Below are 25744 nucleotides of genomic sequence, written 5' to 3'. Positions count from 1 at the left end.
GCGGTATGACCCTGCCCACAACCGATATCGATCACGAACGGCGTGTCTCCGGTATCGGATATCACCATGTCGGCGAAGCAGTCGACGGCGTGGCGTTCCGTCTCGGACCGGAATGCCGACGGGAAGGTGGCTGCGTATTCAGTCGCGAGGGCGTCATAGCCGGGCTGCGTCATGAAGTGATGGTGGCCGTGCTCGTCGAGTTCATCAACTCTGACACGGGTTCTCGTGGGAACCTCGCCCACGCCGCGAGTCCGGATGGAATCCTGCGCCTGCTCGACGATCCTGCGCCCGGGCGGTGAGGCGTGGGAGGGCGGGGTCACCAGGCGACGTCGGCCACCAGTTGGTTCCAGGCGTCGAAGGTCTCCGCCGACACGGAACCCGTCTGCGTCGCGATGAGACTGCAGCGGGCGTGCCGATCGTAGAGTTCGATGGAGCCGGTCCGACCCCACACGCCGTCGGTCCAGGTCACCCAGCACTCGGTGACGAGATCGAAGTTGATCATCGCGCGGCAGGTGCCCGATGCGATCACCATGGATCCCCGATGTTCCCGCGCACTGTCCAGCCGATCGTGACGCATTTGGAGGCAGCCCGGTGCGGCGGTGGCGATGGTCATCGGCATCCCTAGCAGTGCGGCGTGTTCGAACGCGGCGACGACGCGGCGCGACTCCACCCGGGCGAAACCTTCCCCGCGGCGTCCCGGCATGGACCGGAGACGCAGCGTGCCACCGTCTTCGAGCACTGCGTCGAACTGGGCGATCTGATCGTCGGCGGGCGGCGTGTCGCGGTCCCCAGCCAGCTGCTCGTGCCATGCGGTGGCCTCGGCGGTGCCGCCGATGACACGAGGTGCGGCAGGCGTGCTGTCGAAACCACCGGCGTTCAGCGACAGCGACTCGAACGCGAGCCGATCCGAGGTCTCGGTGAGATAGGTTGCGTGCGCCGTGTTTCCGGCCGCGTCGAAGAGGCGAAGGGTCGGCGGCACGTGTGCCGCCGGATCGGTGACCAGTGCGGAGCCGAGTCGAACAGGGTTGAGACGCAGTGAGATCCGCGACGGTCGGCACCGGATCGGTCCGCCGATACCCACCGGCAGCTCATGGATTCCGACGTCGTTCATGAGGACGGGGCCGGCCACCGTGACCCCGACGACCTGTTCGAGCGACGGCAACTGCGCTGCAACCCCAGCGACGTCGGAGCCGAGTAGGGAGCCCGAGAAGCCGGGAGTCGCCAGCAACGTGTCGAGGTCGTTGGATGCCCCATTCGCACGCGGACAGCTGCACGGCTCACCACAGGCCGGACGCGACGGGCGTCCGGTTCCCTCGGAGTCCTCTGGTCGGGGTGATTCGGGCATCGTTGCCGTTCCTTTCCGTGTCCTGAGCCAGGCTCGGTGTGGGGTCGAGTCGGAAGTGGTCAGTACACGTCGCGCAGATATCGTTTGGCTCGCTTGAGGTCGTCGACGTAGTCCTGTGCCGCCTCGGCGGACATGCCGCCGTGTTCGGCGACGATCTCGTGCAGGGCGGCGTCGACATCGTGGGCCATGCGTGTCGCGTCACCGCACACATAAAGATGTGCCCCGTCGGACAGCCAGGCGAACAGGTCAGCACCTTGTTCGCGCATGCGGTCCTGCACATAGACCTTGTGTTCCTGATCGCGCGAGAACGCGAGGTCGAGCCGATCGAGCAGGCCGTCGGTCACGAACTGCTCGACTTCGTCGGCGTAGAGGTGGTCGCGGACCCGGTTCCGGTCACCGAAGAACAGCCAATTCGCGCCCCGCGCACCACGAGCGGACCGCTCGTGCAGGAATGATCGGAACGGGGCGATTCCGGTACCGGGCCCGATCATGATCGTCCTGGTGTCGTCGGCGGGCAGTCGGAACGATTTGTTGGCGGAGATGAACACCTCGACACGGGTGCCCTCGGGTCGCCGGTCGGCGAGGTAGGTCGAGCACACTCCGCCCCGCTGCCGTTCCCCGGACCGGTAACGCACCGTGGCCATGGTGATGTGCACGGTGCCGACATGGGCCACCGGGCTCGAGGAGATCGAGTACACGCGGTGCTGCAGCGGACGTAGTTCGGCGAGTAGTTCCTCGGGGCTGATGGTCAACGTCTGGTCCACGTCCAGGAGGTCCAGCACATCCTTGCCGCCGAGCCATGCGTCGAGCGCCTCGCGATCACCGGTGGACGTGAGGTGGGTGAGCTCGGGATCTCGGCTGCGCTGGGCGACGTAGTCGACGAGGTACTTGGAGGGCGTCGAGATCTCGTACTGACGGCTCAGCGCATCCTGCAGCGTTCGTTCGGCCTTGCGGTCGGTGATCATCGTGTCCGGTGACACCCCGAGCCGGGCGATGATCAGGTCGACCAGATCGGCGTCGTTGACCGGTGCGATGCTGATCCCGTCGCCGGGCTGGTACTCGATTCCGCTGTCGCCCAGGGATATGACCAGATGCCGGACCTCTTTGTCCGACGTCGGACCGGACAACAGCGTGTTGGCGACGATGGTCGCGGGATAGGGGTTCTTGCGATTCCACGGGGATTTCGTGCGTGTGCCGCGCGCATTTGCCGCAGGTGGCCGGGGTTGATCGTCGGATGCCCGCGGAGCTTCTGATGCTTCGGGCTCGGCACTGGCAGAGGTGGTGAGCGTGGTGGACGCCGGGGCATCATCGATGTCCACGGATGCAAGCGCCGGCACGGCGTGGGTGACCCAGGCGTCGGACAGTGCCTCGAAATCGACGCCGCAGTCGGTGCGGTCGACGACCCGGGTGGCGCCGAGCTCGGCCGGCCGTGCATCGATGTTCTTGCCTGCCTGGCAGAAACCGTCGTAGATCGAGTCGCCGAGGGCGAGAACGCCGTAGTACATACCCTCGAGGCGAGGTGCATCGGGCGCGGCGAGCGCGCGCCAGAACAACTCGGCGTTGTCGGGCATGCCACCTACGCCATAGGTGGAGGCGATCACCAGAAGACGGCGTACCGCAGACAACGCGGTGATGTCGAGGGCGTCGAGATCGCGTCGGACCGGGTCGACAGCATGCGAACGGGCCACGGACTCGACCTGTTCGGAGATCCACTCGGCGGTGCCGGTCTGGCTTCCGTAGACGTTCTGCGAGGGAACACCGCCGTCCGACGATGCGGGCTGCTCCGCGACGGCCGAGGTGGGCGCGGTACCTGTGCTCGGCATCGCGAGACGGGTGTTGAGACCGCCGAGGAAGCCCGCGAGCCAGGCCTTCTGGTCGCCGGTGAACGGGACATCTGCGGGGATGTACGGGAGTTGCATGTCAGCCCACCTTCGCGGTGTCGGTGTGTACGGAACCAGAGCGCAGGCCGTCCGCGACACCAACTCGAAATCCTCGGTGAGCACCAGATTTCGGGCCACGGTGGCGATCGCCCGATCGCTCGAGGCCGCCTGCTCCCGTGTGTGGTTGCCGCCGGCCAGGGGCAGTCGTGTGCGCGACACCTGTCGTGCCATCGCGAACACGGTGAACGCGTTGAGCAACCGGTACATGTCGGCGCTGCCGGTCTGGCCGTACTCGGGTACGGCGCCGTCCTGGTAGCCACCAACGCCCGGGGCATCGCGTACGCGACGTGGTGACGTTCGGTCTCCCAGTTCTCCAGGAGCCGCGTTCCCAACGCCGACCGGGCGCCGAGACGTGCATCCGAGCAACTCCCGGACGGCGAGATGGTGGATCGGGGCCAGCGGGTCGTCGACCCCCGTACTCGTCGCTCGGGTCCCACAGGAGGGTCCGCGGGTGGTGATCAGGCCGCATTCGGTCCTCAGGTCTTGGGCCGTCCGCTCGTGGACGGCGCCGGTCGGAAGGGTCGGGGCTCGCTGTGACGATGAAGCGATGCCGACGGAAACGTCAGCCTGCAACTTAGCTAAGCCTTACTATTGTAAGGCACGCCTAACAGGGGAATGGAAACCAGTGAAGTGCTGTTCATTCAGGTGGATCGTTCGTCAGCGAGCCGATCGGCCTCGGAAGTCCGCGGATTTCCAGGTCGAACGCGCCGCGTGGCATACTGAGCGGTCGAGTCCGGTTCCGGTTCACACCGTCGATCCCCGACGGTGACCCGGCGACCACAGAAAGGGACAACCAGATGAAGCAGGGCATTCACCCCGAGTACGCGACGACCACGGTCGTCTGCGGCTGCGGCAACACCTTCGAGACCCGCAGCACCGCGGACAACGGACGTATCAACGTCGAGGTCTGCTCGCAGTGCCACCCGTTCTACACAGGCAAGCAGAAGATTCTCGACACCGGCGGCCGCGTGGCCCGGTTCGAGAAGCGCTACGGCAAGCGTGCCAAGAAGGCCGACGCACAGTAGCTCGACCGACGACGCCCTGCCGGCGCGCTCAGCGCGTCCGGTGGGGCGTCGTTTTTCGTTCTCCGAATCCTCTCGGCCGTGAGCGATGCCGGACACGAGAGATGTCCTGAGAGGTGAGCACCAGGTGACCACGCAGAGCCCGTCGGCGATCGACGACATCCTCGCCGAACATGCCGGCCTCGAGGCCCAGCTGGCCGACCCGTCGTTGCACGACGATCCCGGTGCCGCCCGTCGGGTCGGCAAGCGGTTCGCCGAACTCGCTCCCATCATGGCGACCCATCGTCGTCTGGAGGCCGCGCGGGACGATCTCGCCGCCGCACGCGAACTGGCGGCCGACGACCCGGCATTTGCCGACGAGATCCCGGCACTCGAGGCCACGGTGGTCGAACTCGACGCGACATTGACCGATCTTCTGGCGCCCCGCGACGCGCACGACGGCGACGACGTCGTCCTCGAGATCAAATCCGGTGCCGGTGGTGAGGAATCGGCCTTGTTCGCCGCCGATCTCGCCCGCATGTATCTCAAATACTGCGAACGATGCGGTTTCAAGGCGCAGATCCTCGGCGTCACCGAATCCGACCTCGGCGGGTACAAAGAGGCCACTCTCTCGATCAAGTCGAGAGAGCAACTGCGCGAAGGTGTCTGGGCTCGCCTCAAGTTCGAGGGTGGCGTCCATCGAGTGCAGCGGGTGCCGGTCACCGAATCGCAGGGGAGAATCCACACCTCGGCCGCCGGTGTGCTGATCTATCCGGAACCGGAGGAGGTCGCCCAGGTCGAGATCGACGAGTCGGATCTGCGGATCGACGTCTATCGGTCGTCCGGAAAGGGCGGTCAGGGCGTCAACACGACGGACTCCGCGGTCCGGTTGACCCACCTGCCCACCGGGATCGTCGTGACCTGTCAGAACGAACGTTCGCAGCTGCAGAACAAGGCGAGGGCCATGCAGGTACTCGCGGCGCGCCTGCAGTCGGCCGCCGAAGAGGAGGCCGACGCCGCGGCCGCCGAAGGGCGGGCCGCGCAGATCCGCACCGTCGATCGCTCCGAGCGCATCCGGACCTACAATTTCCCGGAGAATCGGATCACCGATCACCGAATCGGCTACAAGGCGAACAATCTCGACGCCGTGCTCGACGGTGACATGGATGCGCTCCTCGATGCACTCGTGGCCGCCGATCGGCAAGCCCGCCTCGAAGCGCAATGACGCGATGACCAGGGACCCGTCGGACACGGCGCGCACCGCGCCGCTCGCTCGGGTGGACTCCGAGTTGGCCACGGCGGAGCGGATCCTGGGCGACGCCGGGATCGACAGCGCGCGTGGCGATGCCGAGTGGTTGCTCGCCGCAGTCCTGGGGATCGATCGTGGTCGGCTGATCGTCGTCGATGGACTCGATCAGGACACCCGCGATCGGTTCCGCGGTCTGGTGACCCGTCGCGCGATGCGCATCCCGTTGCAGCACATCGTCGGGGCCGCCGCGTTCGGTCCGGCCGAGCTCGCCGTCGGCCCCGGCGTCTTCGTCCCCCGTCCGGAGACGGAGTTCCTCGCTGAATGGGCGGTCGGGATCGCGGGCCGGGCCGGCCGAACCGTGACGGTCGTCGACCTGTGCAGCGGCAGCGGTGCCCTGGCGATCGCGATCGCGACGATGCTGCCGGGCGCTCGGGTGTGGGCGGTCGAGCGGTCGCCGAACGCACTGGAGTGGTTGCGGCGCAACGTCGCGAGCGCATCCCCGGAGGTGCGTGATCGGATCACGGTGGTGGCGGCTGACGTGACCGATGCGGCGCAGATACGCGCCGCACTGCCGTCGAGGTCGGTCGACGTCGTGGTGGCAAACCCGCCCTATGTCCCGCAGGCGGCCCAGGTCGCACCCGAGGTGGCCCACGATCCGGCCGACGCGGTGTTCGGTGGGGCCGACGGGATGTCGGTGATCCGACCGATGATGCCGATCGTCGCCGGACTGTTGCGGCCCGGTGGTGTGGTGGGTGTCGAGCACGACGACACGACCTCGGCCGCGGTTGTCGACGTCGTCGATGCGGTGGGCGCCTTCGACGATGTGCGTGCCCGCGACGACCTGGCGGGACGCCCGAGATTCGTCACCGCACGTCGAGTGTGAGCGGACCGCTGCGACCGTCCGGACGCCGGGCGTGGGAGGATGGCCGGGTGAGCACGGTATTCGACTGCAGTGACCCGCAAGGCCGGGCGGCGGGTATCCGCGCAGCTGTCGGAGCAGCGAAGGCGGGCAGGCTCGTGGTGCTGCCGACCGACACGCTCTACGGCATCGGTTGCGAGGCGTTCGACAGCGAGGCGGTGGCCGCCCTGCTGGCCGCCAAGGGGCGAGGGCGCGACATGCCTGTCCCGGTGCTGGTGGGTTCGTGGCACACGATCGACGGCCTGGTGTTGTCGGTGTCGACCGCCGCGCGTGACCTGGTCGAGGCGTTCTGGCCCGGCGGGCTGAGCCTCGTGGTCGAGCAGGCGCCGTCGCTGGCCTGGGACCTGGGAGACACCAACGGCTCCGTGATGCTGCGCATGCCTTTGCATCCGGTGGCGATCGAGCTCCTGCGCGAGGTCGGGCCGATGGCGGTGTCGAGTGCCAACGTGTCGGGACGGCCACCCGCGACCACCGTCGACGAGGCCCGTGACCAGCTCGGCGAGTCGGTGTCGGTCTACCTCGACGGTGGTACCGCCGCGGAGGCCCAGCCGTCCACGATCGTCGATCTGACAGGCCCGACGCCACGAATCCTGCGTGAAGGGGCGGTGTCGATCGACGCCATCGCCGAGGTCCTCGATCTCGACGTCGACGTGCTGGCCGCGCGCTGACGATGCCGTTCGCCCACTCCGACCCGCAGATCGCCGACCTCGTCGAGCGTGAGAGTCGTCGTCGCGCAACCACTGTGCAGTTGATCGCGTCGGAGACGCCCGCGAGTCCGGCGGTTCGCGAGGCGCTGGCGTCGGAATTCGGCGCGAAATATGCCGAGGGGTATCCGGGGGCGCGCTTCCACGGCGGATGCGAGGTCGTCGACGAACTCGAGCAACTCGCCATCGACCGCGCAGCCGAACTGTTCGGCGCCGAGTACGTCAACGTCCAGCCGCTGTCGGGGAGCGCCGCGAATCTCGCCGTCTACGCCGCGTTTGCGCAGCCGGGCGACCCGGTCCTGGCGTTGCGCCTCGACCAGGGCGGGCACCAGAGCCACGGATCCCGGGCGAACTTCTCCGGTCGCTGGTTCTCGTCGATCCACTACGGCGTACGTCCATCCGACGAACGCATCGATTACGACGAACTCCGCGATCTGGCGTTGCTCCATCGGCCGCGGATCATCGTCGCCGGCGGTGCGGCATATTCGCGCTCGATCGACTTCGCCGCCCTGCGAACCATCGCCGACGAGACCGAGTCGATCCTCTGGATCGACGCCGCGCATCTCGCCGGCCTGGTCGCCGGGGGAGTGCTGGCGTCTCCGGTGCCGCATGCCGACGTGGTCACGTTGTCCACGCACAAGGTGCTGCAGGGGCCGCGCGGCGGGATGGTCCTGGCCCGCGGCGCCCATGCCACGGTGCTGCAGAAGGCGGTGCACCCGTTCGTCCAGGGCGGACCGTCGATGGGATCGATCGCCGGCAAGGCGGTCTGCATGCGGGAGTCGGCGACCGACGAGTTCGCCTCGTATGCGGCGGAGGCCGTCGCGGCGGCGCAGCGCCTGAGCGACGAACTGTCCGCCAACGGTCTCCGGATCGTGAGTGGCGGCACCGACATCCACCTCGCGGTGGCCGATGTCTCCGCGATCGGACTCACCGGGGCCGAGGCGCAGCGGCGTCTGGCCTCGGCCGGGATCGTGGTGGACCGGGCCGTGTTGCCGTTCGATCGTGAACCGGTCACCTCTGGCTCGGCGATTCGTGTCGGCACGCCGACGGCGGTGCTCGGCGGTCTCGGTGTCGAGGCGATGTCGATGATCGCCGGCTGGATCATCCGCGGGTTGCGGGATCCGGTGGGCAGCGACCAACACGCCGGTATCCGCGCCGAAATCGAACGAGAGCTCGGCGGGTAGCGTTGTGCGGGTGTTCGATCCCCAGGCCGGCAAGGACCTCGCTGACGGGGTCACCGGCCTGGCCTTCGGTGCCGGTGATCCCGGTGTCCACCTGACCGCGCTGTCGGTGGTCGGCAACGGCGGGGCGGGTGTCCCGCTTCGGGAGTTGGCGCTGGTCGGCCTGACCGCGGCGGCCGTCACCTATCTGCTGACCTCGCTCGTTCGTGTCTTCGCCATTCGGATCGGGGCGGTCGCGGTGCCCCGGGTACGCGACGTCCACGTGATCCCGACGCCCCGTCTCGGCGGTCTCGGCATGTTCGCCGGCATGGTGGCCGCGATCGCGCTGGCGGCCAACCTACCGGCGCTCACCCGAGGTTTCGCCTACACCAGCGACATGAGCGCGGTGATCGTCGCGGGACTGGTGATCGTGCTGGTCGGCGTCATCGACGACCGGTGGGGGCTCGACGCGCTCACCAAATTCGTCGGACAGCTGACCGCGGCGGGGGTCCTGGTGATCATGGGGGTCAGCTGGTATCTGCTCTACGTCCCGTTCGCCGACATCGGCACCGTGGTCCTCGATCCGTTGCAGGCCGGCCTCCTGACGGTGGCGATCACGGTCGCGACGATCAACGCGGTCAACTTCGTCGACGGATTGGACGGGCTGGCCGCCGGCCTCGGTCTGATCGCGGCGTCGGCGATCTGCATGTTCTCCCTCGGCCTGCTCCACGACCAGGGCGGCGATGTCAGCTATTACCCGCCGGCACTCATCTCCACCGCGCTCGCCGGCGCCTGCCTGGGATTCCTGCCCCACAACTTCTCGCCCGCGCGGATCTTCATGGGCGACTCCGGCGCCATGCTCATCGGCCTGATGCTGTCCGCGGCGTCGACGAGCGCGTCCGGACGTATCGCGATCAACGCATATGGGCCCGCCGACGTCTTTACATTGCTGTCGCCCCTGATCCTCGTGGCGGCGGTCGTCTTCGTGCCGATGCTGGACATGCTGATGGCCGTGGTGCGACGGACGCGCGCCGGCGTGGGCTTCTACACCCCCGACAAGATGCACCTGCACCACCGCTTGCTGGAACTCGGGCATTCGCAGCGACGGGTCGCGCTGATCATCTACTTGTGGGTGGGTGTGCTCGCATTCTCCGCGGCGGCCAGTACGCTCTTCCCGATGTCGGTGGTCGCACCGATGTTCGGTGCAGGCCTCATCATCGCCCTGCTGGTCACGATGGCGCCCCGCCTGCAGAGGCGCTACGCAGAGATCCGTACCAGGGGTCACGCCGACCACTCCGATCGGCGCGATTCCGTTCCGGGCGGGACCTGATCCCAGGCGTCTGTCCGCCAGGGGAGCATCCTTACCCCTTGGTAAGGCAATGGTAAAACTCAGTGTACTATCCTCTGTAGTAGCACGACCTCGGCGCGAGCGCGGCGCCTCCGGGAACCGGAGGCCGCGCCACGCACCGCATCGACGGCCGCTGGACTCCCAAAGGGCGCATACCCCCCGGTGGGTGCAGGAACGGGTGTTGGTAGGGTCACAGAAAACCGCGAGCTTACGCCCGGTGACACGAGTCGCCGATCGCACGCTCGATGCTTCGTGTCGACGCACGGGAATGAGCAGAGGAGAGGCACATGACGACGTCTGCCCCGGACTCCGCCCCCGTCTATCCGGTGGCGCCCACCGGCATCCGCCGCCCGGCGATCATCGCGGGGGTGGTCACCGTCGTCGTCGCGGTACTGGCGATCATCCTCGGGCATCCGTGGTTCGCCGCCTTCTTCCTCGCCGGCGTGGTGCTGGTCTTCGTCAACACGAAACTGGTCATCCGTGCGGTCGAGAACGTCGCCGCCGCAGAGGATCCCCGGAAGAAGCTGCTCGCCCTCAATTCCGCATTCCGCCTCGGGGTCATCACGGTCCTCGCATTGGTGGCGGCCATTCTGGTCCGGCCCGACGGGCTGGGCGCGATGTTCGGACTCGCCGTCGGCCAGGTGATCCTGGTGCTCAACACGGTGATTCCGGTGATGAAAGGACTTCGTAAGCAGATATGACCGCAATGACTTACCTGGCCGAGTCAGAGTCGGCGATCGAGGTCGGCCACCACACCGAGGTGGATGTGCTCGGTATGACCGTCAACCTCGACACGGTCATCGGCAGTGCGGTGGCCGCGGTCATCGTGATCGCGCTTGCCTTCGTCGTCCGGTTCAAGATGACGTCGAACAAGCCGAACAACGTGCAGCTGTACTTCGAGACGATCACCGTCCAGATGCGTGGCCAGATCGAGGGCGCGATCGGCATGAAGATCGCCGGCTTCGTGCTGCCGCTGGCGGTGACCCTGTTCACCTACATCCTGATCGCCAACTGGCTCTCGATCATCCCGGCGCAGTACGGAACGGCTGGGGGTTCCACGAGCGAGTGGCTCAAGCCACCGGCCAGCGACGTCAACTTCGTGTACGCCTTGGCGCTGTTCGTGTTCGTCTGGTACCACGCTGCGGGTGTCAAGCGTCGTGGCATCATCGGCCACCCGGTCCGGCTCGTGAAGGGTCACTCGGTCGCCATCGCGCCGGTCAACATCATCGAGGAGATCGCCAAGCCGATCTCGCTCTCCCTCCGTCTTTTCGGCAACATGTTCGCGGGCGGCATCATGGTGGCGCTCATCGCGCTGATGCCGATCTACGTGATGTGGGCGCCGAACGCCCTCTGGAAGTCCTTCGACCTGTTCGTCGGACTCATCCAGGCTTTCATCTTCGCCCTCCTGACGGTCTTGTACTTCAGCCAGGCGATGGAGATGGACGAAGACCACCACTAGCCAGTACGACCCTGGCCGGCACCGCCGGCCGGGCCCAAAGACCTGGCAACCCGATTGCCAGTTTCACCCGAAAGGAAAGTTCTAAATGGATCCCAATCTGATTGGTCTGGGTGCGTTGATCGGTGGCGGCCTCATCATGGGCGGCGGCGCGATCGGTGCCGGTATCGGCGACGGTCTGGCAGGTGCCCAGTTGATCGCGGGTATCGCGCGTCAGCCGGAGGCCCAGGGGCGACTCTTCACCCCGTTCTTCATCACCGTGGGTCTGGTCGAGGCTGCGTACTTCATCAACCTGGCGTTCATGGCGCTCTTCGTCTTCGCCACCCCGATCTCCGGCCAGTCCTGATCTCGGTCATCGACCGGGTCGCCCTAGGATTTAAGGGAACTACCCAACCATGAATCTCGCCGCAGAGAACTTCCTGCTCCCCAACGGCACATTTTTCGTGTGCCTGCTTATCTTCGTGATCGTGTTCCTGGTCATCAGGACGATGGTCGTGCCACCGATCCTCAAGGTGCTCGACGATCGCGACGCCATGATCGCCAAGACTGCAGAGGACAACCGGGCCGCCGCGGCGAGCTACGAGGATGCGGACACCGAGTACCGGGCAGCGCTCAAGGACGCCCGGGGGGACGCCACCGGTATTCGGGACGAGGCTCGTGCCAAGGGCAACGAGCAGTTGGCAGAGGCGAAGCGGCGGGCCACCGAGGAAGCGGACGCCGTTCTCGCCGACACCACGAGACAACTGAAGGCCGAGGGGGACCAGGCGGCTTCGACCGCCCGTGACGATGTCGATGCACTGTCGTCGACGTTGGCCGGCCGCGTACTCGGCGTCGACGTGTCGGCCAAGTCGACGGAGAAGGTGAACTAAGTGGATATCGTCATCGGTAACCTCATCGGTTTCGCGATCATCATCTTCCTGTTCTGGAAGTACCTGCGGCCGGTGCTGTCGAAGGCGGTCAACGCCCAGAAGGACACGATCGCGCAACACGTCTCCGAGAGCGAGGCCGCCAAGACTCGCGTCGCCGACGCGAAGGCTGCGCACGACCGCGCCGTCGCCGAGGCCAAGGCCGAGGCCGAGGAACTGCACAAGGGTGCTGTCCGGGATGGCGAGGCGATCTCGGGTGACCTCAAGGCGCAGGCCGACTCCGAGGTCAAGCGGATCACCGAACACGGGAAGGCCCAGGTGGCCCTGAATCGCGCCAGCCTCGTCCGGGACCTGCGCATCGACCTCGGGCTCACCGCGGTCGACGGCGCCGGAAAGCTCGTGCGTTCGCATCTGTCGGATCCGCAGGCGCAGTCCGACAGCGTCGACCGGGTCATCGACGAACTCGAATCGATGTCGGCGGGCGGACCAGGGGATCTGGTCGCACACAGCTCGGAACTGATCGGGCTCCACTCCATGCGGGCGAGCAGTCGCGAGGCAGCACGGTCGGTGGCCAAGGAGTTCGATTCCGCGTCCGAGTCACTCGACAGCAAGGCCCTGGTCAAGGCGTCGGTGGAACTGACCGACGTCATCGGCCTGATCGACGCGAATCCGGTGCTGCGCAAGCGGTTGACGGAGGACGAGGACAACACCGAAGGACAGGTGCAGCTCGCACAGGCACTGTTCGGCGGCAAGGTCTCGCCGATCGTCGTCGACATCGTGTCGGCCGCGGTCCGGCAGCGGTGGTCCTCCACATCAGACTTCACCGCGGCGCTGCGGCGCCAGAACGCGCTGGTGGTGCTCACTGCCGCAGAGCGCGACGGATCGATCGAGAAGGTCGAGAACGAGCTCTTCGGCGTGGCGCGGCTGCTGGAACAGAACCCACGGCTGGCATCGCTGCTGTCCGACCACACACACGACGCCGACAAGCGCGTGGATCTGCTGCGGTCGCTGGTGGGCGAGAAGGTCGGGGCGCACACGTGGTATCTGCTGTCACACACCATCACCTTGCTGCACGGGCAGCCGGCCGACGTCGCCGTCGACCACCTCGCCGAGCTCGCGGCCGCACGCCGGGGCGAGTCGGTGGCACATGTGGTGTCGGCAGCCGAACTCTCCGATGCACAGAAGGCGAGACTCTCGTCGGTGCTCGGCAGCATCTACGGCCGGACGATCTCGGTGCAGACCGAGATCGATCCCGAACTGCTCGGCGGCCTGCGCATCGGTGTGGGCGACGAGGTGATCGAGGCCGACGTCGCCACCCGTTTGGCGAAGGCGGCCGAGAGTCTGCCGCGCTGATCTGACCAGACCAACACATCCAGCGAACTACCAAACCACCAGCCGGACTGAGTAAGAAAGACGAGTACCCATGGCGGAGTTGACGATCTCACCAGACGAGATTAAGGGAGCGATCGAGCAGTATGTCTCGTCGTTCGAAGCCGATGCCTCCCGTGACGAGGTGGGCATCGTCACCGACACATCGGACGGTATCGCGCACGTCAGCGGTCTGCCCGGCGCGATGGCCAACGAGCTGCTCCAGTTCGACGGCGGCGTGCTCGGCGTGGCCCTGAACCTGGACGAGGACGAGATCGGTTGCGTCATCCTCGGTGACTACGAGTCACTGGAGGAGGGCCAGCAGGTCAGCCGGACCGGTGAGGTGCTCTCGGTCCCGGTCGGTGACAAGTTCCTCGGACGCGTCGTCGATCCGCTCGGAAAGCCGATCGACGGCCTGGGCGACATCGAGTCGGAGGCCGAGCGCGTCCTGGAACTGCAGGCGGCCTCGGTGCTCGAGCGTCAGCCCGTCGAGGAGTCACTCGCGACCGGCATCAAGGCCATCGATGCCATGACCGCCATCGGCCGCGGCCAGCGTCAGCTGGTGATCGGCGACCGCAAGACCGGCAAGACCGCGGTCTGCATCGACGCCATCCTGAACCAGAAGGCCAACTGGGAGTCGGGCGACGAGACCAAGCAGGTCCGCTGCATCTACGTAGCGATCGGTCAGAAGGGTTCGACCATCGCCGGCGTCAAGACCGCTCTCGAAGAGGCCGGCGCGATGGAGTACACCACCATCGTCGCGGCTCCCGCGTCCGACTCGGCCGGCTTCAAGTGGCTGGCCCCGTACACCGGCTCGGCCATCGGTCAGCATTGGATGTACGAGGGCAAGCACGTCCTCATCGTTTTCGACGACCTGACCAAGCAGGCCGAGGCCTACCGCGCCATCTCGCTGCTGCTTCGTCGCCCGCCGGGCCGCGAGGCATACCCCGGTGACGTCTTCTACTTGCACTCCCGTCTCCTGGAGCGTTGTGCCAAGCTGTCCGACGAGCTGGGCGGTGGCTCGATGACCGGCCTGCCGATCATCGAGACCAAGGCCAACGACGTGTCGGCGTTCATCCCGACCAACGTCATCTCGATCACCGACGGCCAGGTGTTCCTCGAGTCGGACCTCTTCAACAAGGGCGTCCGGCCGGCGATCAACGTCGGTACCTCGGTGTCGCGTGTCGGTGGTGCCGCACAGACCAAGGGCCTGAAGAAGGTCTCCGGTTCGCTGCGTCTGGAGCTCGCTCAGTTCCGTGAGCTCGAGGCGTTCTCCGCCTTCGCCTCCGACCTCGACGACGCGTCCAAGGCGCAGCTCGAGCGCGGTGCACGCTGGGTCGAGATGCTGAAGCAGGGTCAGTACAGCCCGTTCTCCGTGGAGGACGAGATCGTCTCGATCTACCTCTGCGGTGAGGGCCACTACGACTCCGTTCCGGTCGACGATGTCCGTAACTTCGAGACGCAGTTGCTGAGTCATCTGCACCACGAGGCGAAGGGCGTCTACGACTCGATCGCCGGTGGCAAGGTGCTGTCCGACGACCAGGCCGAGGCTCTGGTCGACGAGACCAACAAGTTCAAGAACAGCTACCTGACGCACGACGGCAAGCGCGTGGTGAACGAGGCCGAGGCCAAGGCCATGGACTCCGAGGACGTCGCGCACGAGCAGATCACGGTTCGCAAGTCGTGATCGCGTCGTCCGACAGTCGTGCCGAGGAAGGGGTGAGGGCTCATGGCCAGCATTCGTGAGCTGCGCTCACGCATCCGGTCGGTCAATTCGACCAGGAAGATCACCAAGGCGCAGGAGCTGATCGCGACTTCGCGCATCACCAAGGCCCAGGCTCGTGTCGCGGCGGCCAAGCCGTACGCGCATGAGATGACCGAGGTGTTGTCGGAGCTGGCGAGCAACGCCGGCTCACTGGATCACCCACTGCTCGTCGAGCGCGAGAACCCGCGGCGCGCCGGGATCCTGGTGGTCACCAGCGACCGCGGTATGTGCGGCGGCTACAACTCCAACGTCCTGCGGGCCACCCGCGAGCTCATTGCGCTGGTACGCGACGAGGGCAAGGAGCCTGTGCTGTTCGTCATGGGGCAGAAGGGCGTCGGCTACTTCACCTTCCGCGGTACCGAGGTGACCGACTCATGGACCGGGTTCTCTCAGGCTCCGGACTACAGCGACGCGAGCACGGCGACCGACTTCTTGGTCGAGCTGTTCGAGGCCGGTTCCGGTGAACAGGTCGAGCGTCCCGACGGTGAGGGGACGCTGGAGGGCATCGACGAGCTGCATCTCGTGTACACGCGGTTCGTTTCGATGCTGACCCAGGCACCTGAAGTGCGCCGGGTGGCTCCGCTCGTCGTGTCCGAAGAGGACGACGAGATGGAAGCCGAGATCCACAAGTCGTCGCGCAACTACTCGTTCGAACCGGCGCCCGAGGCGTTGCTCGAAGCGCTGCTGCCGAAGTACGTCGCCACCCGCGTGTACGCGGCGCTGCTGGATTCCGCCGCATCGGAGTCGGCGGCACGCCGGACGGCGATGAAGGCGGCCACCGACAACGCCGACGAACTGGCGACCTCGCTCTCCCGCGAGGCCAACCAGCTCCGGCAGGCGCAGATCACGCAGGAGATCAGCGAGATCGTCGGCGGCTCGAGCGCCCTGGCCACCTGATCGAACCCTGGCGTCCCATAGACCCAAAGAGGAAGTGACCCAACAACAATGACTGCAGCAGTATCCACACCCTCGGATGCCTCGACGGGTTCGGCCGAAGGCCGGGTCGTCCGCATCATCGGCCCCGTCGTCGACGTCGAGTTCCCCCGGGGCTCGATCCCAGAATTGTTCAATGCGCTGCACGCCGAGATCGCCCTCGAAGCTGTGGCCAAGACCCTGACCCTCGAGGTCGCGCAGCACCTCGGCGACAACTTGGTGCGCACGATCTCCATGCAGCCGACCGACGGTCTGGTGCGTGGTGCAACCGTGTCGGACACCGGCAAGTCCATCGTGGTGCCGGTCGGCGACGACGTGAAGGGTCACGTCTTCAACGCCCTCGGTGACTGCCTCGACACCCCGGGACTCGGCCGTGACGGCGAGCAGTGGAGCATCCACCGCAAGCCCCCGGCCTTCGACGAGCTCGAGGGCAAGACCGAGATCCTCGAGACCGGCATCAAGGTCATCGACCTGCTGACCCCGTACGTGAAGGGCGGCAAGATCGGCCTGTTCGGCGGCGCGGGCGTGGGCAAGACCGTGCTCATCCAGGAGATGATCACCCGTATCGCGCGTGAGTTCTCCGGCACGTCGGTGTTCGCCGGCGTCGGCGAGCGCACCCGTGAGGGCACCGACCTCCACCTCGAGATGGAGGAGATGGGCGTTCTCCAGGACACCGCGTTGGTGTTCGGTCAGATGGACGAGCCGCCGGGCACGCGTATGCGCGTGGCACTCTCGGCGCTGACCATGGCGGAGTACTTCCGCGATGTGAAGCACCAGGACGTGCTGCTGTTCATCGACAACATCTTCCGGTTCACGCAGGCCGGTTCGGAGGTCTCGACCCTCCTCGGCCGGATGCCGTCCGCGGTGGGCTACCAGCCGACCCTGGCCGACGAGATGGGCGTTCTCCAGGAGCGGATCACCTCGACCAAGGGACGATCGATCACCTCGCTACAGGCGATCTACGTCCCTGCCGACGACTACACCGACCCGGCGCCGGCGACCACGTTCGCGCACCTCGATGCGACCACCGAGCTCTCGCGTCCGATCTCGCAGCTCGGTATCTACCCGGCGGTGGACCCGCTGACGTCGACCTCGCGCATCCTGGAGGCATCGATCGTCGGTGACGAGCACTTCCGCGTCGCCAACGAGGTCAAGCGAATCCTGCAGAAGTACAAGGAGCTCCAGGACATCATCGCCATCCTCGGTATGGACGAGCTGTCCGAAGAGGACAAGGTGACCGTGCAGCGGGCGCGTCGTATCCAGAAGTTCCTGGGTCAGAACTTCCTCGTCGCCGAGAAGTTCACCGGCCAGAAGGGCTCGGTCGTGCCGCTCGCCGACACCATCGAGGCGTTCGACCGGGTCGCAAAGGGTGAGTTCGATCACCTGCCCGAGCAGGCGTTCAACAGTTGCGGTGGACTCGACGACGTGGAGGCCGCCGCCGCCAAGATCGCCGGAAAGTAGCGGGTCGCCATGGCTGACAAGTCCTTCCACGTCGAGGTCGTCGCGGCCGACGAGAAGCTGTACTCGGGTGAGGCCACCTTCGTCATCGCCCAGACCACCTCGGGTGAGCTCGGTGTGCTGGCGAATCACGAACCCCTGCTGGGGCAGCTGGTCCCGGGCGGCTTCGTGGTGATCGCCGAGGAGAGTGGCAAGCGCCTGTCGGCGGCCGTTCAGGGCGGATTTCTCTCGGTGACCGGTGAATCGGTGACCATTCTCGCCGAGTCGGCGCAGTGGGCCGACGACATCGACGCGGCGGCCGAGCGCTCGGCGCTGGAGTCCGCGGAGCCCGGTACCGACGAGTACAACCGTGCGCATTCCCGCCTCGCGGCGGCGGAGCGGGCGGCCAAGTAAGTTCGCAGATCGACGGCCGGTCATCGCTTTTCGGGCGATGACCGGCCATCGTCGTGTCGGGGCACGCGACCGCGGTCCGTCGATCGCGGCAGGCATTGCCGGCGCGGGTGGAACTGCCGTGACAAGACGCCGGATCCGGTCTGGCATGCTGGACACAGAACGGTCGTGCACCGGAGTCCCTCGACTCATCCCGGTACGTGAATTCGGCGCACCGTGATCAGCCCCCGCGCGACCGTTGGCGGGAGGTGTGCGCCTGGTGTCGTGGATCGCGTTGGTACTGGGCGTGCTGTTGGCGCTCGCCGTGGTGGTCTGCGGCCTGCTCGCGTATCGGCTCGGGCAGTTGCGCAGGACCGGAACCCCGGTTCTGTTCAGAGAACTGCCCGCAGACGTCGACGAGGGCTGGCGCCACGGCACGGTCCATTACAGCGACGAGAATCTCCGCTATTTCCGGCTCAGTTCGTTGCGCCCCGGTCCGACCCGCACGCTCGGCCGGCAGTCCATCGAGATCATCCGCAGACGGCGGCCCGAGGGCACCGAGTCCGAGATCCTGCACGGCATGGTGATCCTGGAACTCGAACCCGGGGCGGATGAGGCGGGTCGTGCCTACGAGCTCGCGATGGCGCCGGGTGCCGATACCGCGTTCCAGTCATGGCTGGAGTCACGACAGTCGAACCGGTCACAGCGGCGCCGTAGCGCCTGATCGGGGTCAGGCCGACGACCGCAGGCCTGGTACTGGGCAGTAGATTCAGGTCATGGCGGTACATCTGACGCGGATCTACACACGCACCGGCGACGACGGCACCACCGGACTCAGCGACTTCTCCCGGGTGTCCAAGAACGATGTCCGGGTGGCGGCCTACGCCGACTGCGACGAGGCCAACGCGGTCATCGGGACGGCGTTGGCGCTCGGTGGCGACGTGCCGGCCGACATCGTCGAGGTACTGCGTACCGTCCAGAACGATCTCTTCGACGCCGGTGCGGATCTGTCCACCCCGGTGGTGGCAGATCCCGAGTACCCACCGCTGCGCATCGAGCAGGATTACATCGACGCGCTGGAGTCGTGGTGCGACGGCTACGCCGACGGACTGCCGACCCTCGACTCGTTCATCCTGCCGGGCGGCACCCGACTGAGTGCGCTGCTGCACCACGCACGCACGGTGACCAGGCGTGCCGAACGATCGGCCTGGGCCGCGGTCGAGGCGGACCCGGACGCCACCAGCGTGTTGCCGGCGAGATACCTCAACCGGCTGTCGGACCTGTTGTTCATCCTCTCGCGGGTCGCCAATCGGGCACCGCACGGGGAAGGTGATGTGAAATGGTCGCCCGGCGGCGAGCGGCAGCGGCCGCCTGCGCGCGGTGGCCGTCCCGGGCCGGATGGGGGCGGCGCGCGTGACAGCTAAGGTGGCAGCGTGAGTGATCGTTTTCTGGTCTCCGGGGGAGGCCGCCTGTCCGGTGAGGTCGCGGTGGGTGGCGCCAAGAACAGTGTGCTGAAGCTGATGGCGGCTGCGCTGCTCGCGGAGGGCACCACCACATTGACGAACTCACCCGAGATCGCCGACGTCCCGCTGATGGCCGATGTCTTGCGCGGCCTCGGTGCCGTAGTCACCATCGACGGAGACACGGTGCGAATCGATGCACCGGCCGAACCCAAGTACCACGCGGATTTCGATGCGGTGAAACAATTCCGCGCATCGGTCTGTGTGCTCGGACCTCTCATGGCGCGCTGCCGTCGTGCGGTCGTGGCACTTCCGGGCGGTGACGCCATCGGCTCCCGCCCGCTCGACATGCATCAGGCCGGCCTGCGCGCGCTCGGTGCGCACAGCTCGATCGAGCACGGATGTGTGGTGGCCGAGGCCGACGCTCTGATCGGTGCCCCGGTGGCTCTGGAGTTCCCGTCGGTCGGCGCGACCGAGAACATCCTGATGGCCGCGGTCCTGGCCGACGGCGTGACCACCATCGACAACGCCGCACGAGAACCCGAGATCGTCGACCTCTGCGTGATGCTCCAGCAGATGGGCGCGCTCATCGAGGGCGCGGGAACGTCGACGTTGACCGTGACCGGCGTCGACCGGCTGCATCCGACCACTCACCGCGTGGTCGGGGATCGCATCGTCGGTGCGACGTGGGGGATCGCGGCCGCGATGACGCGCGGTGACGTGACCGTGCGTGGTGTCTCGCCCGAGCATCTGCAGCTGGTCCTGAACAAGCTCGGCGACACCGGCGCGCACGTCGACCGGTTCGCCGACGGCTTCCGGGTCCGCCAGGACCGCCGCCCGATCGCGGTCAACGTGTCCACGCTGCCGTTTCCGGGGTTCCCCACCGACCTGCAACCGATGGCAATCGGGATGGCTGCGATCGCCGAGGGGATGTCGGTGATCACCGAGAACGTCTTCGAGGCGCGATTCCGTTTCGTCGAGGAGATGGTCCGGTTGGGGGCCGATGCACGGACCGACGGGCACCACGCGGTGCTCCGTGGGATCGAACGGTTGTCGAGCGCGCCGGTGTGGTGTTCGGATATCCGCGCGGGCGCCGGCCTCGTGCTGGCCGGTCTGGTCGCCGACGGGGTGACCGAGGTCCATGACGTCGAGCACATCGATCGCGGTTACCCGCGGTTCGTCGAGAATCTTCGCAGTCTCGGCGGCGACATCGAGCGGGTCGGGGACTGAGACGTGGTGGTCGAGAGCTCGGAGAGCCCGGTATCGGGCGGCGGTGGGCACGGGGAGAACTCCGACGTCGACATCGCGGAGTGGTCAACGCGGTTCGATCTGCTCTCGGATCCGCACCGCCTCGAGATTCTGATCGTGCTGCACCGCCGTCCGGGGATCATCGTCGGCGACCTCGCAATTGCCGTGGGCCGCACCGAAACTGCGGTCTCCCAGGCGCTTCGGGTATTGCGCCACCAGGGCTGGGTGAGTTCGACCCGCCTGGGCCGATCGGTCAGCTACCGGCTCGACGACGACACCGTCCACGAACTGCTGCATTGGATGGGTGCAGGCCACGGCCACACGTGAAGCTGGGGTCGACACCTGACCCATCGGTTGGTCTGTTCACTTAAACATCTGAATGAGTGGACAGGTGACCGTGGCAGTTCTACGGTTCGTGCATGTCCACGTTGACACCTTCGCCGGTCACGTCGACCGTCGCCATGCACATGAGCGACGGCATCATCAACGCACCTGTCTCGGCGCTCTTCGGAGTCATCGCCTTCGCGGGTCTCGCGTTCTGCGTGTGGCGCGCCCAGACCGATCTCGACGAGAAGACCGTCCCGATGGCCGGACTCGTCGCGGCGTTCATCTTCGCGGTGCAGATGATCAACTTCCCGATCTTGCCGGGGGTCAGCGGTCACCTGCTCGGCGGGGCCCTGGCCGCGATCCTGGTCGGCCCTTACACCGGAGCATTGTGTATCGCGATCGTCTTGGTGGTGCAGGCTTTGCTCTTCGCCGACGGCGGCGTCAGCGCGCTGGGTGCCAACATCACGAACATGACGTTGATCTCCACTTTCGTGGGCTATCTGGTCGCGGTGGCAGGCTATCGCCTGATCGGGCGGCGCGTGCCGTCGCCAGGCCGGCTGGGAGTGATCGCATTCATGGCGGCACTGTGCGGGACAGTGGCCGCCGCAACCGGTTTCGTCGTCGAATACGCGCTGGGTGGTGCTGCGACCGAATCACTGGGAACGGTCGCGGCGTACATGTGGGGCACGCACGCCCTCATCGGTATCGGTGAGGGACTCATCACCGCTGTCACGGTGATGGCGGTGGCCCGAGCGCGGCCCGATCTGGTCTACCTGCTCCGAACGCGGACGCCGAACGGTTCCGCATCGGTCGGAGTGCCGGCATGAGCACCACCGACAGCAATCGACGACATGTCAGCCGACGTACCTTCCTCGCGATGTTCGCCTGTGCGGCACTGATCATCGCCGGCATCGTGTCGTATGCGGCGAGCTCCGCACCCGACGGACTGGACTCGGCCACGCTCCGTGGATGCGAGACGGTCATGGTCGGTGGTAGCGAGCAACTCACCGGCGACTGCATCGCGCAGCACGCGACAGATCATGCGATGTCCTCGTCACCCCTGGCCGACTACTCCCTGCACGGAATCGGTGCCACCAACGGCGTCGCCGGTGTCATCGGGGTGGTGGTCACCCTCGCGATCGCGACCGGGCTGTTCTGGCTCCTGGCCGTCCGACGACGGGCTCGCGCCGACCACGCGGGCGCCGACGGCGGCGGACGCTGATCGCGATGGGCGCCGGTCATGCCCATCCGCTGTATCGAGGCGGCAACTCACCGGTCCATCGGGCGCCCACCGAGGTCAAGCTGGTCTGCCTGATCGTCTTCGTCTTCGCCGTGGTCGCGACTCCCCGCGAGATGTTCTGGCCATATCTGGCATTCGCCGCGATCCTGGTCGTCGTGTGGCGGATCGCTCATGTCCCGGTCGGATGGATCCTGCCGCGCATGGTGATCGAGGCACCGTTCGTCGTCCTGGCGGTGCTGTTGCCGTTCGCCGAAGGGGGAGAACGGATCGAGGTCGCCGGGCTGTCGCTGTCGGTCCCGGGCCTGTTCGCGGCGTGGGGGATCGTCGTCAAGGGCTCGCTCGGGGTCGCCGCGTCGCTGACCTTCGCCGCGACCACTCAGGCGAGAGAGTTGCCACTGGCGCTGACGCGGCTGGGTATGCCGGCCACGCTCACCCCGGTGATCGTGATGATGCTCCGCTACACCGATCTGCTGTCGGCGGAGGTCCGTCGCATGCACGTCGCCCGGCTGGCCCGTGGGGATTCCCCGCGGATGTTGCATCAGGCAGGGTCGATGGCGAAGGGTGTCGGATCACTGTTCCTGAGGTCTTACGAACGCGGCGAACGTGTACATCTCGCGATGATGTCGCGAGGGTTCACGGGTTCGGTTCCCGAGATGCCCGGAGTCGCCACGGCCCCGCGGGCGACGCGCGTTCAATGGGCAGTCGTGACGGTGCCGGCGATCGCAGCGGTACTGATCGCGATGATCTCCTGGGCGACAAGGTGATCGATGAACGTCACAGCATGGCGCAGGCGCGGGGTGACGACGAGGTGACGGGTTCTATGAGAGAACAGAACGGACCGGAAGACCGCCTCGCGATCGAGGCCCGCGGCGTCCGGTACACGTATCCGGATGGACAACCTGCCCTCGACGGGGTGGATCTGACCATCCGCCGTGGCGAGCGGGTGGCGGTGCTCGGGCCCAACGGCGCGGGCAAGACCACTCTGATGCTGCATCTGAACGGCGTGCTGCTGCCGACCGGGGGAGAGGTCCGGATCAACGGCGTCCCGGTCGGCAAGAAGACGATGCGTGAGGTCAGACGACAGGTGGGACTGGTCTTCCAGGATCCCGACGATCAGCTGTTCATGCCCACCCTGGCCGAAGACGTGGCGTTCGGGCCGGCCAACTTCGGTGTCGTCAGCCCAGAACTCGGTGCACGCGTGACGGAGGCGCTCGCCGCAGTCGGGATGACCGAGCACGCGGAGCGCAGCCCGCACCATCTGTCCGGTGGACAGCGGCGTCGCGGCGCGCTGGCCACCGTACTCGCTTGTCGCCCAGACGTTTTGGTACTCGACGAGCCGTCGGCGAATCTCGATCCGGTGGCCCGACGGGAGCTCGCCGAAACCCTACTCGGACTCGACACCACGATGCTCGTGGTCACCCACGACCTGCCCTACGCGGCACAACTGTGCGATCGTGCCGTCATCATCGACGACGGGCGGGTGGTCGCCGACGGCCCGATCCGTGACATCCTCGCCGATGCCGACACCCTGGCCCGGCACCGGCTCGAATTGCCGTGGGGTTTCGACGTCGGGCTGATGGGTCACCTGTCCGATCGGACGGGCCCCGGCCTGCCAACCGGGTGACGGTGCGGTCGTAACGGACGGTTCGGCCGTCGAGACCTGTCCATCGGCACTATGACCTGCGTAACGTCGCCGATGACCCACTACGGACGTTGAAGACGCTCGAACTCGGCTTCACGCGCGCGCTCTGATGACCACCGGCATCGACAACGATCTGGTCGTCCGTGCGATCCGGGCCGTCTCCGGTGGCGGCAGCGCATTCGCCCCAAGGCGTGCTCCCATCGTGCTGCGAACCGTGTCAGGCGACGGCGGGATACCGGAGGCCCTCGCGGAAAGGGAACGCGAGGTGCTGCGGCTGCTCGCCGACGGCCTGTCGAACAAGCGCATGGGGCATATGCGCTACACCTCCGAATCGACCGTGAAGTTCCATATCCGCAACCTCATCCGGAAGCTCAGTGTCTCCAAGCGCGGATTGATCTGAGGTGAGCGGGACCCGGAGCTGTGGCGAAAAGCCTTCGAACACAGAATCTTTCGTCGATGTCGGGCCAGAGTCCACCGCGGTGTGAGAGTCGGCGAGCCGCCGTTGTCCTCGGAGTGCCGTGCGCTGGCACGATCCGGCCCAAACGTCGCATAGCCGCAGGTCGAGCTCGGTGAGCCGAACGAGGTGTCCGAAATGTTCGCCGGGGACTGTCCTCGTACGGGACCGCGACCATGACCCGACGCCGGGCGACTCTCAACGCCTCGGACAGAGCGGCCACTACGGCAGATTCGCCGAGGTGTTCGAGCAGGTGGATGAGGGTGATCGCGCCGACCGACGAGTCGTCGAAGGCGAGACGGTGGCAGCGCCCACCGTGGCGCCGAGCACAGTGTGCGACGGCGCCGGGCCGCCATGGTGAGTGAGCAGCCCGACTGTGTCGACCTCGAGACCCCTTGTCGCCGGCGACAAGGGAGCGCGCCCCAGGCCCGTGCCTCGGTGGCGGTCGTGCGGTGAACGGCCGGCGGGCGATCGGTGCGTTGATGCCGCAGATGGTCACACCTCACGACGCTGCGAACCTCTTGCCGCCGCCAGAACTGACCAACAGGGATCAACGACTGTCCGACGGACGGCACGATGGCGCAGATCACACTTGGGTACGAACGTCCCAAACCGGCGATCGGCGTGGAATCGTCCCAGTCGAAAGTGCCGCTACCAGCGGATATTCCGTGACGGCAAACAGCTGAGCAGGCGATTTGACCCTGGCCGCGCAGTTGCGTAACTTTCTTCAAGTCAGAGCGACACGGCGCCGCCCCGGACAGCCCCGAGAGGGGAAATACGGGGAAGGGAAACCGGTTTCTGCTCCGACCGCCCCGAGAAATCGAACAGGGTAGCTTCGTGCGCCCCGGACGAAATATCGGACTGCCAGACACTCCTGATCGAACTTCGACCAAGAGTTGCGGGACGCCGAGAGGGTCTGGTAGGCTGGAAGAGTTGCGCCGGAGACGGACAACAATTCCAAACAGAACGTCAAGCTCGCAGGTGAGCGCCCCGCAAGGGGGTAGTGCCGGTGGGTGTGTGTTCTTTGAGAACTCGATAGTGTGTTGATGAATTGTCTGATGCCATTTGTTTGGCATCGTGTGTCCAAGTTCTTTGGATTTTGGATATGAGATGGATTGTTTTTGTGGCATCTGCCCTGTGTGGGTGGGTGTTGCTAGTTTTTGTATTGGTCAGGTTTGTTTTTCTCTCTGACTGGGATTGTGTTGAAAGATGCTGGCCTTTGTGTTGGTGTTTTTTGTATGATTTTCATGGAGAGTTTGATCCTGGCTCAGGACGAACGCTGGCGGCGTGCTTAACACATGCAAGTCGAACGGAAAGGCCCCTTCGGGGGTACTCGAGTGGCGAACGGGTGAGTAACACGTGGGTGATCTGCCCCCAACTTTGGGATAAGCCTGGGAAACTGGGTCTAATACCGGATATGACCACATTTCGCATGGGGTGTGGTGGAAAGCTTTTGCGGTTGGGGATGGGCCCGCGGCCTATCAGCTTGTTG

Annotated in this window: 26 protein-coding genes, 1 rRNA gene and 1 pseudogene; 26 read left to right on the top strand and 2 right to left on the bottom strand. The window is 66.3% G+C overall.

Features of this window, described 5'->3' with window-relative positions; translation table 11 throughout:
- Positions 1-5 precede the first annotated feature (5 nt).
- Positions 6-299: a hypothetical protein gene (locus tag ACLQ3I_RS11445; protein ID WP_425787943.1), complete on the top strand. Its 294-nt coding sequence runs from the start codon at positions 6-8 to the stop codon at positions 297-299.
- A 17-nt stretch (positions 300-316) separates the two neighbouring features.
- Here the strand turns inward: ACLQ3I_RS11445 and ACLQ3I_RS11440 are convergent, their stop codons facing one another.
- Both ACLQ3I_RS11440 and ACLQ3I_RS11435 read right to left on the bottom strand, forming a co-directional pair.
- Positions 317-1345 carry a heme transporter gene (locus tag ACLQ3I_RS11440; RefSeq protein ID WP_425801985.1) on the bottom strand — a complete coding sequence of 343 codons (1029 nt, stop codon included), beginning with the start codon at positions 1343-1345 and terminating at the stop codon, positions 317-319.
- Between the two features lie 59 nt (positions 1346-1404).
- Positions 1405-3264 (bottom strand): sulfite reductase subunit alpha, encoded by a 1860-nt coding sequence (locus ACLQ3I_RS11435; protein WP_425802800.1) that lies wholly within the window; start codon positions 3262-3264, stop codon positions 1405-1407.
- Between the two features lie 818 nt (positions 3265-4082).
- Between ACLQ3I_RS11435 and rpmE the strand changes: the two genes are divergently transcribed.
- The 25 genes and pseudogenes from rpmE to ACLQ3I_RS11310 all read left to right on the top strand — a co-directional run.
- Positions 4083-4310 carry a 50S ribosomal protein L31 gene (gene rpmE, locus ACLQ3I_RS11430; protein WP_124707574.1) on the top strand — a complete coding sequence of 76 codons (228 nt, stop codon included), beginning with the start codon at positions 4083-4085 and terminating at the stop codon, positions 4308-4310.
- Between the two features lie 124 nt (positions 4311-4434).
- Positions 4435-5511, top strand: a complete 1077-nt coding sequence (prfA, locus tag ACLQ3I_RS11425; RefSeq protein ID WP_425787939.1) for a peptide chain release factor 1 — start codon at positions 4435-4437, stop codon at positions 5509-5511.
- Positions 5512-5515: 4 nt separating this feature from the next.
- A complete protein-coding gene (gene prmC, locus ACLQ3I_RS11420) occupies positions 5516-6418 on the top strand; it encodes a peptide chain release factor N(5)-glutamine methyltransferase (RefSeq protein WP_425787937.1) in 903 nt (300 codons plus the stop codon).
- Positions 6419-6465: 47 nt separating this feature from the next.
- Positions 6466-7122: an L-threonylcarbamoyladenylate synthase gene (locus ACLQ3I_RS11415; RefSeq protein ID WP_425787935.1), complete on the top strand. Its 657-nt coding sequence runs from the start codon at positions 6466-6468 to the stop codon at positions 7120-7122.
- Between the two features lie 2 nt (positions 7123-7124).
- Positions 7125-8342, top strand: a complete 1218-nt coding sequence (glyA, locus tag ACLQ3I_RS11410; protein ID WP_425787933.1) for a serine hydroxymethyltransferase — start codon at positions 7125-7127, stop codon at positions 8340-8342.
- 58 nt (positions 8343-8400) lie between these two features.
- Complete coding sequence (locus ACLQ3I_RS11405; protein ID WP_425790398.1) at positions 8401-9648, top strand: glycosyltransferase family 4 protein; 1248 nt, start codon at positions 8401-8403, stop codon at positions 9646-9648.
- Positions 9649-9953: 305 nt separating this feature from the next.
- On the top strand, positions 9954-10367 hold the full coding sequence (locus ACLQ3I_RS11400; RefSeq protein ID WP_425787931.1) for an ATP synthase subunit I: 414 nt from the start codon (positions 9954-9956) through the stop codon (positions 10365-10367).
- Positions 10364-11125, top strand: coding sequence for a F0F1 ATP synthase subunit A (gene atpB / locus ACLQ3I_RS11395; RefSeq protein ID WP_425787929.1), 762 nt, complete (start codon positions 10364-10366; stop codon positions 11123-11125). Before ACLQ3I_RS11400 ends, atpB begins: the two co-directional genes overlap by 4 nt.
- An 85-nt stretch (positions 11126-11210) precedes the next feature.
- Positions 11211-11468 (top strand): F0F1 ATP synthase subunit C, encoded by a 258-nt coding sequence (locus ACLQ3I_RS11390; protein ID WP_161059527.1) that lies wholly within the window; start codon positions 11211-11213, stop codon positions 11466-11468.
- 49 nt (positions 11469-11517) lie between these two features.
- The gene (locus ACLQ3I_RS11385) at positions 11518-11991 is read left to right on the top strand and encodes a F0F1 ATP synthase subunit B (protein ID WP_425787927.1); all 474 of its coding nucleotides are present in this window, start codon (positions 11518-11520) and stop codon (positions 11989-11991) included.
- On the top strand, positions 11992-13341 hold the full coding sequence (locus ACLQ3I_RS11380) for a F0F1 ATP synthase subunit B/delta (protein ID WP_425787925.1): 1350 nt from the start codon (positions 11992-11994) through the stop codon (positions 13339-13341).
- Positions 13342-13411: 70 nt separating this feature from the next.
- Positions 13412-15043, top strand: a complete 1632-nt coding sequence (gene atpA / locus ACLQ3I_RS11375) for a F0F1 ATP synthase subunit alpha (RefSeq protein WP_425787923.1) — start codon at positions 13412-13414, stop codon at positions 15041-15043.
- A 42-nt stretch (positions 15044-15085) separates the two neighbouring features.
- Positions 15086-16018 (top strand): F0F1 ATP synthase subunit gamma, encoded by a 933-nt coding sequence (locus ACLQ3I_RS11370; protein WP_425787921.1) that lies wholly within the window; start codon positions 15086-15088, stop codon positions 16016-16018.
- A 48-nt stretch (positions 16019-16066) separates the two neighbouring features.
- On the top strand, positions 16067-17515 hold the full coding sequence (gene atpD, locus ACLQ3I_RS11365) for a F0F1 ATP synthase subunit beta (protein WP_425787919.1): 1449 nt from the start codon (positions 16067-16069) through the stop codon (positions 17513-17515).
- Positions 17516-17524: 9 nt separating this feature from the next.
- A complete protein-coding gene (locus ACLQ3I_RS11360) occupies positions 17525-17905 on the top strand; it encodes a F0F1 ATP synthase subunit epsilon (protein ID WP_425787917.1) in 381 nt (126 codons plus the stop codon).
- A 256-nt stretch (positions 17906-18161) separates the two neighbouring features.
- A complete protein-coding gene (locus ACLQ3I_RS11355; RefSeq protein ID WP_425787915.1) occupies positions 18162-18605 on the top strand; it encodes a DUF2550 domain-containing protein in 444 nt (147 codons plus the stop codon).
- Between the two features lie 52 nt (positions 18606-18657).
- Positions 18658-19305: a cob(I)yrinic acid a,c-diamide adenosyltransferase gene (locus tag ACLQ3I_RS11350; RefSeq protein WP_425787913.1), complete on the top strand. Its 648-nt coding sequence runs from the start codon at positions 18658-18660 to the stop codon at positions 19303-19305.
- 9 nt (positions 19306-19314) lie between these two features.
- Complete coding sequence (gene murA / locus ACLQ3I_RS11345; RefSeq protein WP_425787911.1) at positions 19315-20571, top strand: UDP-N-acetylglucosamine 1-carboxyvinyltransferase; 1257 nt, start codon at positions 19315-19317, stop codon at positions 20569-20571.
- 6 nt (positions 20572-20577) lie between these two features.
- The gene (locus ACLQ3I_RS11340) at positions 20578-20916 is read left to right on the top strand and encodes an ArsR/SmtB family transcription factor (protein ID WP_425790396.1); all 339 of its coding nucleotides are present in this window, start codon (positions 20578-20580) and stop codon (positions 20914-20916) included.
- Between the two features lie 92 nt (positions 20917-21008).
- Entirely contained in the window at positions 21009-21743 is a 735-nt protein-coding gene (locus tag ACLQ3I_RS11335; RefSeq protein WP_425801983.1) for an energy-coupling factor ABC transporter permease, read from the top strand.
- Positions 21740-22138, top strand: coding sequence for a PDGLE domain-containing protein (locus tag ACLQ3I_RS11330; RefSeq protein ID WP_425787907.1), 399 nt, complete (start codon positions 21740-21742; stop codon positions 22136-22138). Before ACLQ3I_RS11335 ends, ACLQ3I_RS11330 begins: the two co-directional genes overlap by 4 nt.
- Positions 22139-22143: 5 nt before the next feature.
- Positions 22144-22920, top strand: coding sequence for a cobalt ECF transporter T component CbiQ (cbiQ, locus tag ACLQ3I_RS11325; RefSeq protein WP_425787905.1), 777 nt, complete (start codon positions 22144-22146; stop codon positions 22918-22920).
- Positions 22921-22976: 56 nt separating this feature from the next.
- Positions 22977-23780: an energy-coupling factor ABC transporter ATP-binding protein gene (locus tag ACLQ3I_RS11320; RefSeq protein ID WP_425801981.1), complete on the top strand. Its 804-nt coding sequence runs from the start codon at positions 22977-22979 to the stop codon at positions 23778-23780.
- Between the two features lie 115 nt (positions 23781-23895).
- Positions 23896-24198: pseudogene (locus tag ACLQ3I_RS11315) on the top strand (LuxR C-terminal-related transcriptional regulator); the annotation flags it as partial.
- 1298 nt (positions 24199-25496) lie between these two features.
- A 16S ribosomal RNA gene (locus ACLQ3I_RS11310) occupies positions 25497-25744 on the top strand; the annotation flags it as partial.

Origin of the sequence: Gordonia sp. DT101 (assembly GCF_049844895.1) — a bacterium.
Classification (GTDB): domain Bacteria; phylum Actinomycetota; class Actinomycetes; order Mycobacteriales; family Mycobacteriaceae; genus Gordonia.
Note: the sequence above shows the minus strand (reverse complement) of the source record. Positions and strands in the feature narration are given on the sequence as shown.

Bases quoted from the DNA above. Each gene is read 5' to 3' on its own strand.
- ACLQ3I_RS11445 (WP_425787943.1), top strand. From the start codon at position 6: ATGACCCTGCCCACAACCGATATCGATCACGAACGGCGTGTCTCCGGT.
- ACLQ3I_RS11440 (WP_425801985.1), bottom strand. From the start codon at position 1,345: ATGCCCGAATCACCCCGACCAGAGGACTCCGAGGGAACCGGACGCCCG.
- ACLQ3I_RS11435 (WP_425802800.1), bottom strand. From the start codon at position 3,264: ATGCAACTCCCGTACATCCCCGCAGATGTCCCGTTCACCGGCGACCAG.
- rpmE (WP_124707574.1), top strand. From the start codon at position 4,083: ATGAAGCAGGGCATTCACCCCGAGTACGCGACGACCACGGTCGTCTGC.
- prmC (WP_425787937.1), top strand. From the start codon at position 5,516: ATGACCAGGGACCCGTCGGACACGGCGCGCACCGCGCCGCTCGCTCGG.
- glyA (WP_425787933.1), top strand. From the start codon at position 7,125: ATGCCGTTCGCCCACTCCGACCCGCAGATCGCCGACCTCGTCGAGCGT.
- ACLQ3I_RS11400 (WP_425787931.1), top strand. From the start codon at position 9,954: ATGACGACGTCTGCCCCGGACTCCGCCCCCGTCTATCCGGTGGCGCCC.
- atpB (WP_425787929.1), top strand. From the start codon at position 10,364: ATGACCGCAATGACTTACCTGGCCGAGTCAGAGTCGGCGATCGAGGTC.
- ACLQ3I_RS11390 (WP_161059527.1), top strand. From the start codon at position 11,211: ATGGATCCCAATCTGATTGGTCTGGGTGCGTTGATCGGTGGCGGCCTC.
- ACLQ3I_RS11385 (WP_425787927.1), top strand. From the start codon at position 11,518: ATGAATCTCGCCGCAGAGAACTTCCTGCTCCCCAACGGCACATTTTTC.
- atpA (WP_425787923.1), top strand. From the start codon at position 13,412: ATGGCGGAGTTGACGATCTCACCAGACGAGATTAAGGGAGCGATCGAG.
- ACLQ3I_RS11370 (WP_425787921.1), top strand. From the start codon at position 15,086: ATGGCCAGCATTCGTGAGCTGCGCTCACGCATCCGGTCGGTCAATTCG.
- atpD (WP_425787919.1), top strand. From the start codon at position 16,067: ATGACTGCAGCAGTATCCACACCCTCGGATGCCTCGACGGGTTCGGCC.
- ACLQ3I_RS11360 (WP_425787917.1), top strand. From the start codon at position 17,525: ATGGCTGACAAGTCCTTCCACGTCGAGGTCGTCGCGGCCGACGAGAAG.
- ACLQ3I_RS11350 (WP_425787913.1), top strand. From the start codon at position 18,658: ATGGCGGTACATCTGACGCGGATCTACACACGCACCGGCGACGACGGC.
- ACLQ3I_RS11335 (WP_425801983.1), top strand. From the start codon at position 21,009: ATGTCCACGTTGACACCTTCGCCGGTCACGTCGACCGTCGCCATGCAC.
- ACLQ3I_RS11330 (WP_425787907.1), top strand. From the start codon at position 21,740: ATGAGCACCACCGACAGCAATCGACGACATGTCAGCCGACGTACCTTC.
- cbiQ (WP_425787905.1), top strand. From the start codon at position 22,144: ATGGGCGCCGGTCATGCCCATCCGCTGTATCGAGGCGGCAACTCACCG.
- ACLQ3I_RS11320 (WP_425801981.1), top strand. From the start codon at position 22,977: ATGAGAGAACAGAACGGACCGGAAGACCGCCTCGCGATCGAGGCCCGC.